This window comes from Halomonas sp. M4R1S46, assembly GCF_025725685.1.
Lineage (GTDB): Bacteria > Pseudomonadota > Gammaproteobacteria > Pseudomonadales > Halomonadaceae > Halomonas.
On record NZ_CP107008.1, the window covers coordinates 2,568,866 to 2,583,289 of the forward strand.

Genomic DNA, 14,424 nt, shown 5'->3' on the forward strand with positions numbered 1-14,424 from the left:
CACGGCCTCACAGACCGCACGTAGTTGAATTCACACTGAGTATGGTACATCCCGCACCATGAAAGCACAGCCTCCCAGCGACCGGGACCGCGTCCCGACGCCCCTCCCGTCATCCCCCGCTCCCCACTTCCGGCGGGGCGACGACCCCGAATGGCACTGGCTGGAGAACCGCGACGACCCCCGGGTGCCGGCGTTCCTCGAGGCCGCCAATGAGCAGGCGCGTCGCTGGTTCGCCCCCCTGGACGACCTGACCGAGCGCCTCTACCACGGCCACCTGGCGCGCCGCGAACTCGCCGTCCGGGGCCTGCCGACGGCGCTCGACCACTATACGGTATGGAGCGAGACGGCGGTGGATGCCGACCATCCGGTATGGTGGCGCCATCCAAACGGCCAGCCCGAGGCCGCCGAGGCCTTCCTCGACCTGGAGAGCCGTTCCCGGGCCCACGCCTTCTACGAGGTCGGCGACATGGCGCTGTCCCCCGACGAGGCCTGGCTGGCCTGGACGGAGGACACCCGCGGCGACGAGACCTTCACCCTGCAACTCAAGCGGCTGCCCGATGGCGAGCCGACGGTGCTGCTCGAGGCGATCGGCCCCGAACTGTGCTGGGCGGAGGACGGCGCCACCCTGCTGTTCACCCGCTTCGATGCCACCCAGCGCCCCGAGAGCATCTGGCGGCTGTGTCTCGCCCTGGACGCCGACCTCCCCCGCCCCAGCGGCGACCCGGTGCTGGTACTGCGGGAGGACGATCCGGAGTTCTGGCTGGGCCTCGGCAAGACCCGCTCCCGTGCCTGGCTGATGCTGGAGTCCGCATCCAAGGACACCAGCGAGGTCCAGCTGGTTCCGGCCCGGGCACCGGCCACGCCGCCGCACCTGTTCCGCGCCCGGGAGCAAGGCGTCGAGTACGCCGTCGACCACCGGCCGGGACACTTCTACGTGCTGCACAACCGCCAGGCCCCTCACTTCTGCCTCGACCGGGTCGACGAGGCCCGTCCCGACGCCGAGGGCGAGCGGCTGATCGCCCACCGCGACGACACCACCCTGGAGGGCATCGACGCCTTCGCCTGGGGGCTGGTGGCCACCGAGCGGGATCACCACCAGGCTCAGGTGCGGCTGCGGGTGCTCGAGTACGGCGAGCAGCACGAGTGCCGGCGCGACGAGCGCCTGCCGCTGCCCGAGACGCCCTGCAGCCTGGCCCTGGGCGATGCCCCCCACTTCGACACGCGACGCCAGCGGCTGCGCGAGGAGTCCTTCACCCTGCCGGTGACCTGGGCGGAAATCGACCTGGACGACGGCAGCCGCCGGCAACTCAAGCGCCAGGCCGTGCACGGCGACCTGCAGCCCGACCAACTCGCCTGCGAGCGGCTCTGGGCCCGCTCCCACGACGGCGAGCGCATCCCGGTCTCGGTGGTGATGCGCGCCGACCTGGTGGGCCACCCGCTGCCGACCCTGCTCTACGGCTACGGCGCCTACGGCGAGGTCCTCGATCCCTGGTTCTCGGTGGCTCGCCTGGAGCTGCTGGCCCGCGGGGTGGCCTTCGCGGTGGCCCATGTACGGGGCGGGGGCGATCGCGGCGAGCCCTGGTACCTGGCCGGCAAGCTGGAGCACAAGGCCAACAGCTTCCAGGACTTCCTGGCCGCCCGCGACGCCCTGGTCGCCAAGGGGGTCAGCGACGGCGAGCGCATCGTCGCCTACGGGGCCAGCGCCGGGGGGCTGCTGGTGGGCGCCAGCCTCAACCTGGCACCGGACCGGTTCTGCGCCGCGGTGCTCGACGTGCCCTTCGTCGACGTGCTGCGCACCATGGAGAATCCCGACCTGCCGCTGACCACCGCCGAGTACAGCGAGTGGGGCAACCCCCAGGACCCGGCCGCCCGTCGCCGCATCCACGACTACTCGCCGCTGGACAACCTGCCCGATGCTCCCTGGCCGCCGGTGTTCCTCCAGGGCAGCTGGCACGACACCCGGGTGCCCTACTGGGAGCCGGCCAAGCTCTATGCCCGTCTCACCGAGCTGGCGCTGGCCCACGACGGCCCCGAGCATCGCCCCACCCTGCTGCGCACCGACATGGAGGCCGGCCACGGCGGTGCCTCGGGGCGCTTCAAGAGCTGGCACGACAACGCCCGCCAGGACGCCTTCATCCTCTGGGCGCTGGGGGTGGAGGGCCGGGACGCCTGATGGGCGCCGGCCTCAGCCGTCGATGGGCAGGATGGCGATGATATGGTCCTCGAGCTCCTCGTCGGGGACCTCCGCCTGGGATACGGCGAAGCTACGCACGCTGATGCCCTTGCGATGGACTCGCTCGGGGTCGCCGGAGATCAGCGGGTGCCAGCCGGCCAGCTTGCGCCCTTCCGCCAGGCGGCGATAGGCGCAGGAGCCGGGCAGCCAGCGGAAGTCCTCGATGCGCTCGGGGGTCAACTGCTGGCAGTCCGGCACCCTGGCGAAGCGGTGGTCGTAGTCGCTGCAGCGGCAGCTGCCGATATCCAGCAGCTGGCAGGCGACGTTGAGCACCGCCAGGTCGCCCTCGTCGTCCTGGAACTTGAGCAGGCAGCACTGGCCGCAGCCATCGCAGAGCGCCTCCCACTCCTCCTCGGTGAGCGCCTCCAGCGGGAAGCGCTCCCAGAACCGTTCTCGCATTTCGTATGCCTCGCAGATATCTCGCGGTGGAATACCCATCAAGGATGCGCTGATTTATGTTACGAGCGACGAGAGGCTGGCCGCCGCCGGAACGGAGAAGCCGGAGTTTACACGGCAGTAAATGAGCAATTCGAGTACCGCCGGCGGCCAGGATATCGAGCGCAGTAATAAATCGGCGTTTCCTCAGTAGCGGGCCTCGGTGGGGGTGCGATAGAGGTCCAGCAGATACGCCTCCTTGGCCGGCGGCATCTGCAGGTAGAAGCCCTTGTCCTCGATGGCGGCCATGACCGCGGCGGCGCTGGTGCGGGCCAGGGGCTTGTCCGGGGTGAGGATCAGCGTCATGGCGGACAGCGGCTTGCCGAAGCGCTCGAGCAGCGCCTCGGGCACGTCCTCGAGGCCGCGGCGCTTGTCCACGTAGAGGTACATCTCGTCATGGCGCGCGCTCTTGAAGATCTCACAGAGCAGCTTGCCGTTCATGGTCGTCATGCAGGCTCCCCCACTTTGCTCAGGGCACGTTCCAGGGCATCGGCGAGCCGCTCGCCGCGCCACCCGGTGGGCAGCGGCAGGGGCTCGCCCTTGAGTTGCGCGCTGGCCAGGGCCTCCAGCTCGCGCCGCCGCAGCAGCACCTCCGGGGCCACGCCCAGGGCCTCTGCCTCGGCGCCGACCACCTGCTTCATGGCCTTGACGCGTTTCTTGAAGGCCGAGTCCATGGGCGACAGCGGCGCCGCCGGCAGGCTGTCGGCCTCGGCGTGGCGCGCCTCGCGGACCAGCGCCAGCAGGGTATCGCCCTCGCGCTTGACCAGCGGCGGCTTGACACCCTCCACGCCGGCCAGCTCATGGCGGTTCTCGGGCATCCGCTCGGCGATGGCATACAACAGCTTGTCGCTGGCCAGCCAGCCGCGCGGCAGGTCGCGGCGACGCACCTCGCCCTCGCGCCAGGCGGTCAGCCGGCGGTAGGCCTCGATCTGGCGTGGCGAAAGCCGCCACAGCTGGCGCTGGCGCCGGTACCACTGGCCGTCCGCTTCCTCGCTGCGCACCTGGGCGAGCAGCTCGGCACAGTCCTCCTCCAGCCAGGCCAGCCGGCCATGGCGGATGAGCGCCTCGCGCTGGCCGGCCCAGACGTCCAGCAGGTAGGCCACGTCCAGGGCGGCATAGGTCTTCTGGGCCTCGGAGAGCGGCCGCTCCAGCCAGTTGGAGCGCGTCTCGTCCTTGGGCAGGGTCTCGCCGACCCAGAACTCGACCAGCTTCTGGTAGCCCATGGCGGGCACCTCGCCGAGCAGCGACTGGGCGATCTGGGTATCCACCAGCGGCGCGACCGATCCTCCGGCCCAGTGGGCGAGGACCTCCAGGTCCTCGCTGGAGGCATGCAGCAGCTTCAGCGGACCCTCGGCCAGCAGGCGCCGGAACGCCTCGCTGCAGGCCACCTCCAGGGGGTCGACCAGGTACGCCGGCCCGCCGGCGCAGAACTGGATCAGCGCCGGCACGGGATGGAAGGTCCGCTCGCGGAAGAACTCGGTGTCCAGGGCGATGACGTCGGCCCGGGCCACCTCGGCACAGGCGGCGTCGAGGGCCTCGGGGGTGTCGATCCAGCGAATCTCGGGGGTCAGGGGCATGCGGGGTTCCGGGGGATGGTGGTCGGCGGTCACTCGCCCTGGAAGGGCAGGCGACCGGTGAAGGCGCGGCTCAGGGTACCGCCATCGACGTACTCGAGCTCGCCGCCCATGGGCACGCCGTAGGCGAGGCGCGACAGCGTCACGCCCTGGGACGCGAGCTGGGCGGCGATGTAGTGGGCGGTGGCCTCCCCTTCCACGGTGGGGTTGGTGGCCAGGATCACCTCGGCGACGGCACCCTCGGCCACCCGGGCCTCGAGCTGGTCGAGGCCGATGTCCTCGGGACCGATGCCGTCCAGCGGCGAGAGGTGACCGTGCAGCACGAAGTAGCGCCCCCGGTAGCCGCCCGCCTCCTCGATGGCGAGCTGGTCCGCGGGGGACTCCACCACGCACAGCACGGCATCGTCCCGCCGGGGGCTCTCGCAGAGCGCGCAGACCGACTCCTCGGTGAGGGTCCGACAGCGCCGACAGTAGCCGACCTCCTCGAGGGCCACGCCGAGCACCTCGGCCAGCCGCCGGCCGCCGTCACGGTCACGCTCGAGCAGGTGCATGGCCATGCGCTGGGCGGTCTTGGGGCCGACGCCGGGCAGCACCCGGAGCGACTCCATGAGGCGCTCGACCAGGGGGGAAAAGCTCATTGGCAGCGTCTCACTGGCTCTGGCTGAATCTCGGGCGAGCGATGATCAGGCAAGGCAAAAATCCTCGAAAAAACGGAGTTTACATGTAGTAAATGAGTATTTTGAGAGGCTTTTTAACGCCGCATGATCGAGCGCAGCCGGTTTCAGCCGAGTCAGAAGGGCATCTTGAAGCCCGGCGGCAGGTTCAGCCCGGCGGTGGCCTCCTCCATCATCTGCTTGGAGCTGGCCTCGACCTTGCGCACGGCGTCGTTGACCGCCGCGGCGAGCAGGTCCTCGAGGAGCTCCTTGTCCTCTTCCATGACGCTCGGGTCGATGTCGACCTTGATCACGTCATGGCGGCCGTTCATGGTCACCTTGATCATGCCGGCGCCGGCCTCGCCCTGGACCTCGGCCTTGGCGACCTCCTCCTGGGCCTTCTGCATCTTCTCCTGCATCTCCTGGGCCTGCTTCATCAGGTTGCCCATTCCACCCTTCATCATGGCGGTATCCTCTCGATTGAATGGTCTTGCATCGGCTCGTGGTGATGACCGGTCAGGGGCGTGCCGGCGCGTCGGCGGGCTTGACGCTGGCCTCGATCAGGCGCGCCCCGAAGGTCTGCTGCAACTTCTGTATCTGCGGGTCGGCCTGCAGGGCTTCAACCGCCTGGGCGTGACGCTCGGCGGCGAGGCGGTCGGCGCGCTGGCGAGGCGTCTCGACGTCCTCGGGCAGCGCGCCGTCGACGATGGTCAGGCGGCGCTCGACCCCCGCCGCCGCCAGGGCCTCGCGGATGCGCTCCACGTGGACCTCGGCCTGCATGGCCGCCTGGGAGGGATCGAGCCGGAGCGTCAGCTCGCTGCCGTCGTCGGCTTCGACCACGCAATGCGCCGCCAGGTTGCGCGTCAGCCCCGACAGCCCCAGCGCTTCGAAGCCATGCAGCCAGGCATCATGGCTGAGCATGCCCGAGCCCTCCCCCAGCGCCGGGGCGGGGCGGGGTGTCGCGGCCGGCGGGTCGGGCATGGTCGCCGCCTGGGCGGACGGCTCGACGACCGGGGCCTCCACCGCCGACGAGGCGTCGGCCGGGGGCGGCTCCACCGGCGTCTCGACCGCCGGTGCCGGCGCGACCGCCGGTGCCGGCGCGACCGCCGGGTTCGGCGGGTCCGCCGACGGTGTCGCCTCGGCGGGCTCCCAGGGCGGCGGGGGCTCGGGCTTCGGCCGCGCCTGAGCGGGTGCCGAAGCCGGCGAGGCCGTCGGCGGCTGCTCGGCGGCCGGCCCAGCAGCCGCCGGCGCCGCGGCGGCCGGGGCGGGCACGGCCTGGGGGGCCGGCGGCGCACTGGCCGGATCCTCGCCCTGGCTGGCCGGCGGCGTGCCGGGGTCTCCACGCAACGGCAGCGGCGTCTTGGCCGGACGGGGCACCCCCTGTGGCCGGAAGGCCAGCATGCGCAGCAGGGTCATCTCCAGGGCGGTGCGCAGGTCGGGGGCATGGGCCATGTCGCCACGCCCCTGGATGCCGATCTGGTAGTAGAGCTGGATGTCCTCTGCGGTGAAGCGGCCGGCCAGGGGCAGCAGCGAGTCGCGGTCGCCGTGACCGTTGTCCAGGGCCTCGGGCACCATCTGGGCGATGGCCAGGCGATGCAGCACGCCGGTGACGTCATCGAGCACGGCCGCGAAATCGGGCCCCTGCTCGGCCAGCGCCGCCACCTCGGCGAGCACCCGGGCGGCATCGACCTCGGCCAGGGCCTCGATCAGCGCCAGCACGTGACGATGGTCCAGGGTGCCGAGCATGGCCGCCACGTCGGCGTGGCGCACCTCACCCTGGCCGAAGGCGATGGCCTGGTCGGTGAGGCTCATGGCGTCGCGCATGGAGCCCTCGGCCGCCTTGCCCAGCAGCCACAGGGCGCTCTCCTCGAAGGGGACCGCCTCGGCCTTGAGCACCGTGGAGAGGTGGCCGACGATACGCTCCGGCGGCATGTGCTTGAGGGTGAACTGCAGGCAGCGCGACAGCACCGTGGGCGGCAGCTTCTGCGGGTCGGTAGTGGCCAGCAGGAACTTCACGTGGGGCGGCGGCTCTTCCAGGGTCTTGAGCAGCGCATTGAAGCTGCTGGTGGAGAGCATGTGCACCTCGTCGATGAGGTACACCTTGTAGCGCCCCTGGGTGGGCGCGTACTGCACGTTGTCGAGCAGCTCGCGGGTGTCCTCGACCTTGGTGCGGGAGGCGGCGTCGACCTCGATCAGGTCGACGAAGCGCCCCTGGTCGATGGCCTGGCAGCTGGGGCATTGGCCGCAGGGGGTGGAGGTCACGCCCTCGTCGCCCTGCCCCGCCGCGGTGCAGTTCAGGCACTTGGCGAGAATCCGCGCCAGCGTCGTCTTGCCCACGCCGCGGGTCCCGGTGAACAGGTAGGCGTGGTGCAGCCGCCCCTGGTCCAGGGCGTTGACCAGGGCACGCTGGACGTGCTCCTGGCCGACCAGTTCATGGAAGGTACGCGGCCGCCACTTGCGGGCCAGAACCTGATAGCTCATGCAGCTCGGAATCCTTGCAGCTGGGCTGGCTGGCAGCCGAACACGTAAAGCCGCCGGCACGAGACTCGCTCGCCGACAGGCCCGGGGAAAGTCCCTTCATTCTACCGGGTGGCGGCCGGGGCGCAAAGGTCATGACCATCCCCGCCACCGATGGCCGCTGCCCCGGCTTGCGCCGCCCCCGCCGGCGCGCCACAGTGATCGCCATCGCCGCGGCCCCGCGTCCCGCACGCCGGCGCCCGCCCCTTCAGGCACGACAGGCAGGAAACCACCATGGACAGACCCTCGCCCCGGGCCCGTACGGCCGTCCTCTGCCTCATGGCCGCCGCCATGGTGCTGCTGTCCTGGCTGGATACCGCCGACCGCCGCACGGAGGCCTACGTCGATGCCGCCATGGTCCAGGCCCTGGCCGCCTTCGCCACCGCCCGGGCCCTCAACGGTGGCATCTCGGTGCTGCAATCCACCGAGGTAGGCGTCGGGGTGGCCAGCACCCAGCCGCTGGAGATGCTCGACCCGCTGAACGACATGGTCGAGGACTACGCGGATGTCATGCAGCTCTCGATTGGCTCCCTGATCACCCAGAAGGTGCTGGTCGAGATCGTCTCCACCGAGGCGTTCAAGCTGCTGCTGACCCTGAGCGGCCTGCTGCTGGTCCTCAGCCTCTTCCTGCGAGGGGGACGCCATGCGCCCGTCTTCCTCAAGGCCTTCCTGCTGGCCTCGCTCGCCCGCTTCCTGTTCGTCGTCGCCATGCTGCTCAACGGCCTTGTCGACCAGGCGGTCATCGACGCCCGGACCGAGGCCAACATGGCCACCGTCGACGATCTGGCCAGTGACATCGCCGGACTGGAGGGCCGCGCCGCCCTGGACGAACGCTCCCGGGACGCGCTCGAGGAGCGCCTGGCAGGGCTCGAGGCGGACAGGCAGCGGCTGGCGGCCGAACGGGCCGAGGGCCGCCAGCGCCTGGAAGAGGCCAGGGCCGCCGTGGGCCGGGCCAGCGCCGAGCTGGCCCACCGCGAGGGCCAGATGGGGCTCGTCGAGCGACTCAACGTCTTCCGCGAGGATGCCGCTCAGGCGCGCCTGAAGGAGCGTCTTGAGGCGCAGCGCGAGCGGCGGGACGAGATCCGCGAGGCGCAGCGCCGCCTCGCCGGGCGACTGGCCGGCCTCGAGGCGGACATCGCCGAGACGCACCAGGCCCTGAGGGGCGAGCCGGACCAGGGCTGGCTGTCCGGCCTGACGGCGCGGCTCGCCTCGCTGCGCGATGCGGCGAGCCTCGAGGCCCTCTCCGGCCGGGTGGAGGGGTCGATCACCGCCATGCTGACCCTGATGGCGCTGTTCCTGTTCCGGACCCTGCTGCTGCCCCTGGCCATGCTCGCCCTGCTGCTCAAGGGCTTCCGGCTCATCTGGCGGCTCGACCACCGGCACTGGCTCGGCCGACGTGCCGAGCCCAGCCCGGGCGAGGGTTGAGCGCGTTGCGGCGCCAGATGCCCTCAGGAGTCACACAGCCGGCCGCTGCCGCGAATCTCGGCGAGCCGTGCGCCGGCGATGCCGCGGATGCGCGTTAGCTCGGCGGCGTCGTGCCAGGGGCGGCCGGCGACGATGGCCGCGGCCCGTGCCGGGCCGACATGGGGCAGGCCCTCCAGCTCGGCCGGGGCGCTGGCGTTGAGGTCGACGCAGCGGGCCGCCATCACGGCGGCGTCGCCCCTGGCCGGGCTCGCCAGCCGGCCACCGTGCAGGACCAGGTAGACCGGCGCGTGGTCCGAGACGCGATCCCGGGCCCGCGCATGGTCGAGGCCCACCAGGGCGGGAAAGCGGACCATGCCGAGGTCGGCGGGACTCAGGCGGTCCGGGCGATACCAGATATTGTCGTAGCGGCTGGCGTAGCGCCCGTCGGCGTCGGACAGGGTGGTCGCCTGGTCGGCGAGGGCCGGCACCGCGCCCAGCGCGCGCAGCGGCGCCCAGGCCGCGTGGTCCGCCGGCAGGTTGAAGTCGCCCATCAGCAGGCGGGGGGTGTCGGGATGGGCCTCGGCGAGCCACTGCCAGTAGTCGGCCAGGGCGGCGATCTCCGGCAGGCGATCGTCGACACTCTCGCCGTAGACCACATGCACCGAGGCGGCCACGAAGGCCTCGCCACTCTGACGGTCGCGGAACCGCGCCGAATAGGGCTCCCGGGCGAACACGTCGCCAGGGTCGAGGAACACCACCGCCCCGTCGAGGTACTCCACCTCGGCCTCCCGCCACAGGAAGCCGTAATGCTCCCGATAGCGGCCACGCCCCAGCGCGTGGCTGGCCATGGCCGACCAGGGCTCGCCCGAGGCGGCCTCGAGGGCATGCTCCAGCCGCCCCAGCGCCGCCGGGTCCATCAGTTCCTGCACCGCCAGCAGGTCGAAGTGGTCGGCCACCCGGGCGATCAGGTCGACGCGCTTGCCGTTGTTCCAGCCCAGATGCTCGATGTTCCAGCTGCCGATCACCGCATCGGCCCTGGCCGACACCGACAGTACGGCGAGAACCGCCACCATGGCGAGACGCTGCATGCCCTTTCCCCCGACAAAGGGCGCCATCCTGCAACGCAGCATCGGGCGGTGCAATATCAGGAAGGATCCATGCAGATCCGGCGAGGCCACGTCGGTCTGTTAGGCTGACGGCGCCCCACGGGCCATGCCAACAGCGGAAAAGGGACGGACCGCATGATCGCCATATTGACCTGGACCCTCGTCGCCGTGATCGCCACGGCCATCGTCTGGAAGGGCAGCGGACTGCTCGAGAGCAGCAGCGAGCGCCTCTCGGCCTATTACCGGCTCCCCGATATCGTGCAGGGCGCCATCGTGGTCGCGGTGGGGTCGAGCTTCCCGGAACTCTCCACCACCGTGATCTCGACCCTGCTGCACGGGGAGTTCGAGCTGGGCGTGGCGGCCATCGTCGGCTCGGCGCTGTTCAACATCCTGGTGATCCCGGCCATCGCCGGCCTGGCCAGCCGCCAGGCACTGACCGCCAACCGCGACCTGGTCTACAAGGAGGCCCAGTTCTACATGATCGCGGTGGCGGTGCTGACGCTGACCTTCTCCTTCGCTGCCATCTACCATCCCGTGCCCGACGACGCGGGCGCCATCCGTGGCGAGATGACCCGCTGGCTGGCCCTGATGCCGGTGGCGCTCTACGGGCTCTACCTGTTCGTGCAGTACCAGGACACCCTGGAATACGAGGCGGACGTGGACACCCGGGACATCCGTCCCGGACGCGAATGGGCCCGGCTCGCGCTTTCGCTCGGGGTGATCGTGGTCGGCGTGGAGGGACTGGTCCAGGCGGCCATCCACTTCGGCGAGATCTTCGACACCCCGAGCTTCCTGTGGGGTATCACGGTGGTCGCCGCCGGCACCTCGATCCCCGACGCCTTCGTCTCCATCCGTGCCGCCCGCCAGGGCCGCGGCGTGACCAGCATCGCCAACGTGCTGGGTAGCAATACCTTCGACCTGCTGGTGTGCATTCCCGCCGGAGTACTGATCGCCGGCACGGCCGTGGTCAACTTCTCCATCGCCGCGCCCATGATGGCCGCCCTCACCGGCGCCACCGTGGCACTGTTCCTGATGATGCGCACCGGCATGGTGCTATCGCGGCCGGAGTGCGTGGCACTGCTGGTGCTCTATGTGGGCTTCCTGGCCTGGATCGGCGCAGAGACCTTCGGGGCCGTGGACTGGGTGCCGAGCCTGCCGCCCCGCTAGGGCGACAGGCACGGTGGCCTGAAGGGCGCCGGGAACGGCCTACTGGACGGTTTCCTGTTCGCCGAAGCGGCCCGCGAAGAGCGCCGAGCTGAGGTAGCGCTCGGCGCTGTCCGGCAGCACCACGACGATGTTCTGCCCCTGGTGGTCGGGCTGACGGGCGACCCGCAGGGCGGCGACCACGGCCGCGCCGCAGGAGATGCCGCAGAGGATGCCCTCCTCCTGCATCAGCCGGTGGGCCATGGCCATGGCCTCGTCGTTGGTGACGGTCTCGATCTGATCCACCAGCGTCATGTCCAGGTTGACGGGCACGAAGCCGGCGCCGATGCCCTGGATCTTGTGGGGGGCGGGCTTGAGCTCCTGCCCCTCGCGGGCCTGGGTGATGACCGGCGAATCGACGGGTTCCACGGCCACGCTGGTGATGGCCTTGCCCCGGGTCTGCTTGATGTAGCGAGACACGCCGGTCAGGGTGCCACCGGTGCCCACCCCGGCCACCAGGATATCGATCTCGCCATCGGTATCGTCCCAGATCTCGGGGCCGGTGGTGGTCTCGTGGATCCGCGGGTTGGCCGGGTTCTCGAATTGCTGGGGCAGGAAGTACTTGCCGGGCTCCGCCTCGGCCAGCTCCTCGGCCTTGGCGATCGCCCCGGGCATGCCCTTGGCCGGCTCGGTGAGCACCAGCTCGGCGCCCAGCGCCTTGAGCACCTTGCGCCGCTCCAGGCTCATGGAGGACGGCATGGTCAGCACCAGCGGATAGCCCCGGGCCGCGGCCACGAAGGCCAGGGCGATGCCGGTGTTGCCGCTGGTGGGCTCGATGATGGTCATGCCGGGCTTGAGGGCGCCACGCTCCTCGGCGTCCCAGATCATCGCCGCACCGATGCGGCACTTCACCGAGTGGGCGGGGTTGCGCCCCTCGATCTTGGCCCAGATCGTCGCGCCCTCGTTGACCCGATTGAGCCGCACCAGCGGGGTATCGCCGATCGACTGCGAGTTGTCGTCGAAGATTCGCGCCATGAATCACTCCTTTTCCTGGGATGAAGGGCCGTCAGGCCTCGCGGGAAGCGGCCTCGAAGCCGCTCAGCACATTGACGGCATTGATGCCGATCTCTTCCACCGCGTAGCCGCCCTCGAGCAGGAAGGTCGTGGGCAAGCCCAGGGTGGCGAGGCGTCGGCCGAGTTCGGTGAAATCGTCGCTGGTCAGCTTGAAGGCGCTGATGGGATCGTGCTCGAAGGCGTCCACCCCCAGCGAGACCACCAGCACCTCGCAGCCGGCGGTGCGAATCCGCCCCAGGGCGTCGCCCAGGGCCCGGGACCAGGCCGCGAAGGCGGTGCCCGGCGGCAGGGGATAATTGAAGTTGTAGCCCTGCCCTCGCCCGCGCCCGGTCTCGTCGGCATGGCCGAGGAAGTAGGGGAAGCAGCTGCGCGGATCGCCGTGCAGCGAGGCGAAGAGCACGTCGTCCCGGGCGTAGAAGATCTCCTGGGTGCCGTTGCCGTGGTGGAAGTCGACGTCCAGCACGGCCACTCGCGCCACGCCCTGGTCGAGGGCATGCTGGGCGGCGATGGCGGCATTGTTGAAGAAGCAGTAGCCCCCGAACTGGTCGCTGGCGGCATGGTGGCCCGGCGGCCGGCACAGCCCGAAGCTCGGCTCGCCGGTGGCCAGGGTGTGCGTGATGGCGGACAGCGCGATGTCCTTGCTGGCCATGGCGGCCTCGAAGGTGCCCGCACAGATCGAGGTGTCGGCGGACTGGGCATAGTGGCCCAGGCGCCCATCGATATGCTCGGGGATGACGTCGTCGCGCAGCGTCCGCGTCGGCCAGATCCAGGCGATGGCCTCGCCGGTACGCCCCGCCGCCTGCCACTCGTCCCAGCAGCCGGCGATGAAGTCCACGTAGCCGCGATCATGCACGGCCAGCACCGGCGCCAGGCCGAAGCTCTCGGGGTCGCGCACCTCGCCGAGCCCGACCTCGCGGACCCGCTTGAGCACCAGCTCGACCCGCTCGGGACTTTCGTAGGGCACCACCAGGCGCCCGCCATCCAGCTCGGTGCGCGCCCGGCGCCGAAGAGTCTGGTCACTGTAGAAGGTCAACATGTCGCGCCTGTCCCTGTCTGGAGCGAAAGCGGCGAGCCCGCCCGGGCCGAACGGCCGGCGTCATGAGGCTCCCCGAGCGCTAGCATGCCACCGCCGCGCGGGGTGTGACACCCCGGACCGCCGGACACAGGACCTCCCGGGGCAGCGACAGGCTAGGCCGCCGGCAGGGCCTGGCGCTCCAGCTCCCGCTTCATGGTCTCGTCCAGCTCCAGGCCCGAGGCCAGTTGATCGAGCCAGGCGCGCTCCATGGGGTTCTGGTCATCGATCACCGCCACGCTGACCAGGTACATCTCCCGGGCCGCCTGGGGCGAGTCGGCCTGACGCGCCAGGGCCAGGGCATCCAGCGGTGCGGTGAGCTGCCGCTCGACCCAGGCATGCAGGTCGTCATCGGCACCCAGGGCGTCGATCTGCTCGGTGATCCGGGCCCGCTCATGCTCGTCGATATGGCCATCGGCCCGGGCAGCCATGATCATCGCCTGCAGCAGCGCCAGGCTGCGCTGCTCCCGGGACTCCCCCTGCAGGCGCTCCATGGGCTGCCCCTCGTGGGCCTCGTCCGCCGACGCGCCGCCGCGGGCATTCTGCCAGGCCTTCCAGGCCAGCATGCCGGCCCCGGCGATGGCTCCGTACTTCAGCGCCTTGCCGCCGAGCTTGCGGCCGCGCTTGGAGCCGACCAGCAGGCCCATGGCGCCGCCGCCGAGCAGGCTCTTCATATCGGCACCGCCGCCCTGACCGGCGCTCCCGCCCGAGCCACCCCCGCCCTTGAGCCGGGACGACAGGCCATCCACCAGGCCCTGCACGTCGACACCGCCCTGGCGGCGGTGGCCACCGGCCTGCTGCATCAGCTGGTCGAAGATTCGCTTGGCGTTCATCAGGATCTCCTTGTCGATGAGAGCATTCCCTTCGATATCATCCGGTGGCGTTCGTTTCATCGACCGACCGGCCGGCATCAAGAAGACGAGCAGGTGCGTCGAGGGCATGGGGCGGCAAGCGGTCACGAGGGGGCCGACCGGGCACGGGCTCGGCGAACGCGGCGGTCCGGGGACCCGGACGACGAGTCGCCGTCAGAACGCTCAAGAAGACGGGCCAGGGCGGGAGTTCGGGAGGCCGAAATGGAGGCGGCCCCGACAGCCACATCCCGGCACACGCGTCCACCACTACCGTTGCTCCCTTCCGGGCCTGGCGGGGTTTGCGGCTTAGCGTTGCGAGAGGACCGACGGGGCCACCACAGCGGGCGCTGAATGCGCCGAAG

13 protein-coding genes and 1 other RNA gene are annotated in these 14,424 nt (G+C 70.7%); 3 read left to right on the top strand and 11 right to left on the bottom strand.

Annotation, left to right across the window (positions count from 1 at the left end; translation table 11 throughout):
• Positions 1-58: 58 nt before the first annotated feature.
• Positions 59-2,173: a S9 family peptidase gene (locus tag OCT48_RS12050; protein ID WP_263589391.1), complete on the top strand. Its 2,115-nt coding sequence runs from the start codon at positions 59-61 to the stop codon at positions 2,171-2,173.
• Between the two features lie 12 nt (positions 2,174-2,185).
• Here the strand turns inward: OCT48_RS12050 and OCT48_RS12055 are convergent, their stop codons facing one another.
• The 6 genes from OCT48_RS12055 to dnaX form a co-directional block, all read right to left on the bottom strand.
• On the bottom strand, positions 2,186-2,632 hold the full coding sequence (locus OCT48_RS12055; RefSeq protein WP_263589392.1) for a YcgN family cysteine cluster protein: 447 nt from the start codon (positions 2,630-2,632) through the stop codon (positions 2,186-2,188).
• Positions 2,633-2,815: 183 nt separating this feature from the next.
• Positions 2,816-3,118, bottom strand: a complete 303-nt coding sequence (locus OCT48_RS12060; protein ID WP_263589393.1) for a YcgL domain-containing protein — start codon at positions 3,116-3,118, stop codon at positions 2,816-2,818.
• Positions 3,115-4,245, bottom strand: coding sequence for a ribonuclease D (gene rnd / locus OCT48_RS12065; protein WP_263589394.1), 1,131 nt, complete (start codon positions 4,243-4,245; stop codon positions 3,115-3,117). Before rnd ends, OCT48_RS12060 begins: the two co-directional genes overlap by 4 nt.
• A gap of 29 nt (positions 4,246-4,274) precedes the next feature.
• Positions 4,275-4,880, bottom strand: a complete 606-nt coding sequence (recR, locus tag OCT48_RS12070; protein ID WP_263589395.1) for a recombination mediator RecR — start codon at positions 4,878-4,880, stop codon at positions 4,275-4,277.
• 152 nt (positions 4,881-5,032) lie between these two features.
• Positions 5,033-5,359, bottom strand: a complete 327-nt coding sequence (locus OCT48_RS12075; protein WP_126482235.1) for a YbaB/EbfC family nucleoid-associated protein — start codon at positions 5,357-5,359, stop codon at positions 5,033-5,035.
• 52 nt (positions 5,360-5,411) lie between these two features.
• Positions 5,412-7,376 (bottom strand): DNA polymerase III subunit gamma/tau, encoded by a 1,965-nt coding sequence (dnaX, locus tag OCT48_RS12080; RefSeq protein WP_263589396.1) that lies wholly within the window; start codon positions 7,374-7,376, stop codon positions 5,412-5,414.
• Positions 7,377-7,646: 270 nt separating this feature from the next.
• Here dnaX and OCT48_RS12085 point away from each other — a divergent pair, with 270 nt between their 5' ends.
• Positions 7,647-8,837, top strand: coding sequence for a hypothetical protein (locus tag OCT48_RS12085; RefSeq protein ID WP_263589397.1), 1,191 nt, complete (start codon positions 7,647-7,649; stop codon positions 8,835-8,837).
• 23 nt (positions 8,838-8,860) lie between these two features.
• Here OCT48_RS12085 and OCT48_RS12090 read toward each other — a convergent pair whose 3' ends face one another.
• Positions 8,861-9,904 (bottom strand): endonuclease/exonuclease/phosphatase family protein, encoded by a 1,044-nt coding sequence (locus OCT48_RS12090; protein ID WP_263589398.1) that lies wholly within the window; start codon positions 9,902-9,904, stop codon positions 8,861-8,863.
• A gap of 153 nt (positions 9,905-10,057) precedes the next feature.
• Between OCT48_RS12090 and OCT48_RS12095 the strand changes: the two genes are divergently transcribed.
• The gene (locus tag OCT48_RS12095) at positions 10,058-11,089 is read left to right on the top strand and encodes a sodium:calcium antiporter (RefSeq protein WP_263589399.1); all 1,032 of its coding nucleotides are present in this window, start codon (positions 10,058-10,060) and stop codon (positions 11,087-11,089) included.
• A gap of 39 nt (positions 11,090-11,128) precedes the next feature.
• On the opposite strand, the gene cysK is transcribed toward OCT48_RS12095, so the two are convergent.
• The 4 genes from cysK to ffs all read right to left on the bottom strand — a co-directional run bounded on the left by cysK (position 11,129) and on the right by ffs (position 14,391).
• A complete protein-coding gene (gene cysK / locus OCT48_RS12100) occupies positions 11,129-12,100 on the bottom strand; it encodes a cysteine synthase A (RefSeq protein ID WP_263589400.1) in 972 nt (323 codons plus the stop codon).
• A gap of 31 nt (positions 12,101-12,131) precedes the next feature.
• Positions 12,132-13,175, bottom strand: coding sequence for a histone deacetylase family protein (locus OCT48_RS12105; protein ID WP_263589401.1), 1,044 nt, complete (start codon positions 13,173-13,175; stop codon positions 12,132-12,134).
• A 152-nt stretch (positions 13,176-13,327) separates the two neighbouring features.
• Positions 13,328-14,044, bottom strand: a complete 717-nt coding sequence (locus OCT48_RS12110) for a tellurite resistance TerB family protein (protein ID WP_263589402.1) — start codon at positions 14,042-14,044, stop codon at positions 13,328-13,330.
• A gap of 250 nt (positions 14,045-14,294) precedes the next feature.
• An RNA gene (ffs, locus tag OCT48_RS12115) (signal recognition particle sRNA small type) lies at positions 14,295-14,391 on the bottom strand.
• Positions 14,392-14,424 lie beyond the last annotated feature (33 nt).

Excerpts from the sequence above, each read along its gene's own strand:
- cysK (WP_263589400.1), bottom strand. The coding sequence starts at position 12,100 with ATGGCGCGAATCTTCGACGACAACTCGCAGTCGATCGGCGATACCCCG.
- OCT48_RS12095 (WP_263589399.1), top strand. The coding sequence starts at position 10,058 with ATGATCGCCATATTGACCTGGACCCTCGTCGCCGTGATCGCCACGGCC.
- OCT48_RS12105 (WP_263589401.1), bottom strand. The coding sequence starts at position 13,175 with ATGTTGACCTTCTACAGTGACCAGACTCTTCGGCGCCGGGCGCGCACC.
- dnaX (WP_263589396.1), bottom strand. The coding sequence starts at position 7,376 with ATGAGCTATCAGGTTCTGGCCCGCAAGTGGCGGCCGCGTACCTTCCAT.
- OCT48_RS12085 (WP_263589397.1), top strand. The coding sequence starts at position 7,647 with ATGGACAGACCCTCGCCCCGGGCCCGTACGGCCGTCCTCTGCCTCATG.
- OCT48_RS12110 (WP_263589402.1), bottom strand. The coding sequence starts at position 14,044 with ATGAACGCCAAGCGAATCTTCGACCAGCTGATGCAGCAGGCCGGTGGC.
- rnd (WP_263589394.1), bottom strand. The coding sequence starts at position 4,245 with ATGCCCCTGACCCCCGAGATTCGCTGGATCGACACCCCCGAGGCCCTC.
- OCT48_RS12060 (WP_263589393.1), bottom strand. The coding sequence starts at position 3,118 with ATGACGACCATGAACGGCAAGCTGCTCTGTGAGATCTTCAAGAGCGCG.
- OCT48_RS12055 (WP_263589392.1), bottom strand. The coding sequence starts at position 2,632 with ATGCGAGAACGGTTCTGGGAGCGCTTCCCGCTGGAGGCGCTCACCGAG.
- OCT48_RS12050 (WP_263589391.1), top strand. The coding sequence starts at position 59 with ATGAAAGCACAGCCTCCCAGCGACCGGGACCGCGTCCCGACGCCCCTC.
- recR (WP_263589395.1), bottom strand. The coding sequence starts at position 4,880 with ATGAGCTTTTCCCCCCTGGTCGAGCGCCTCATGGAGTCGCTCCGGGTG.
- OCT48_RS12090 (WP_263589398.1), bottom strand. The coding sequence starts at position 9,904 with ATGCAGCGTCTCGCCATGGTGGCGGTTCTCGCCGTACTGTCGGTGTCG.
- OCT48_RS12075 (WP_126482235.1), bottom strand. The coding sequence starts at position 5,359 with ATGATGAAGGGTGGAATGGGCAACCTGATGAAGCAGGCCCAGGAGATG.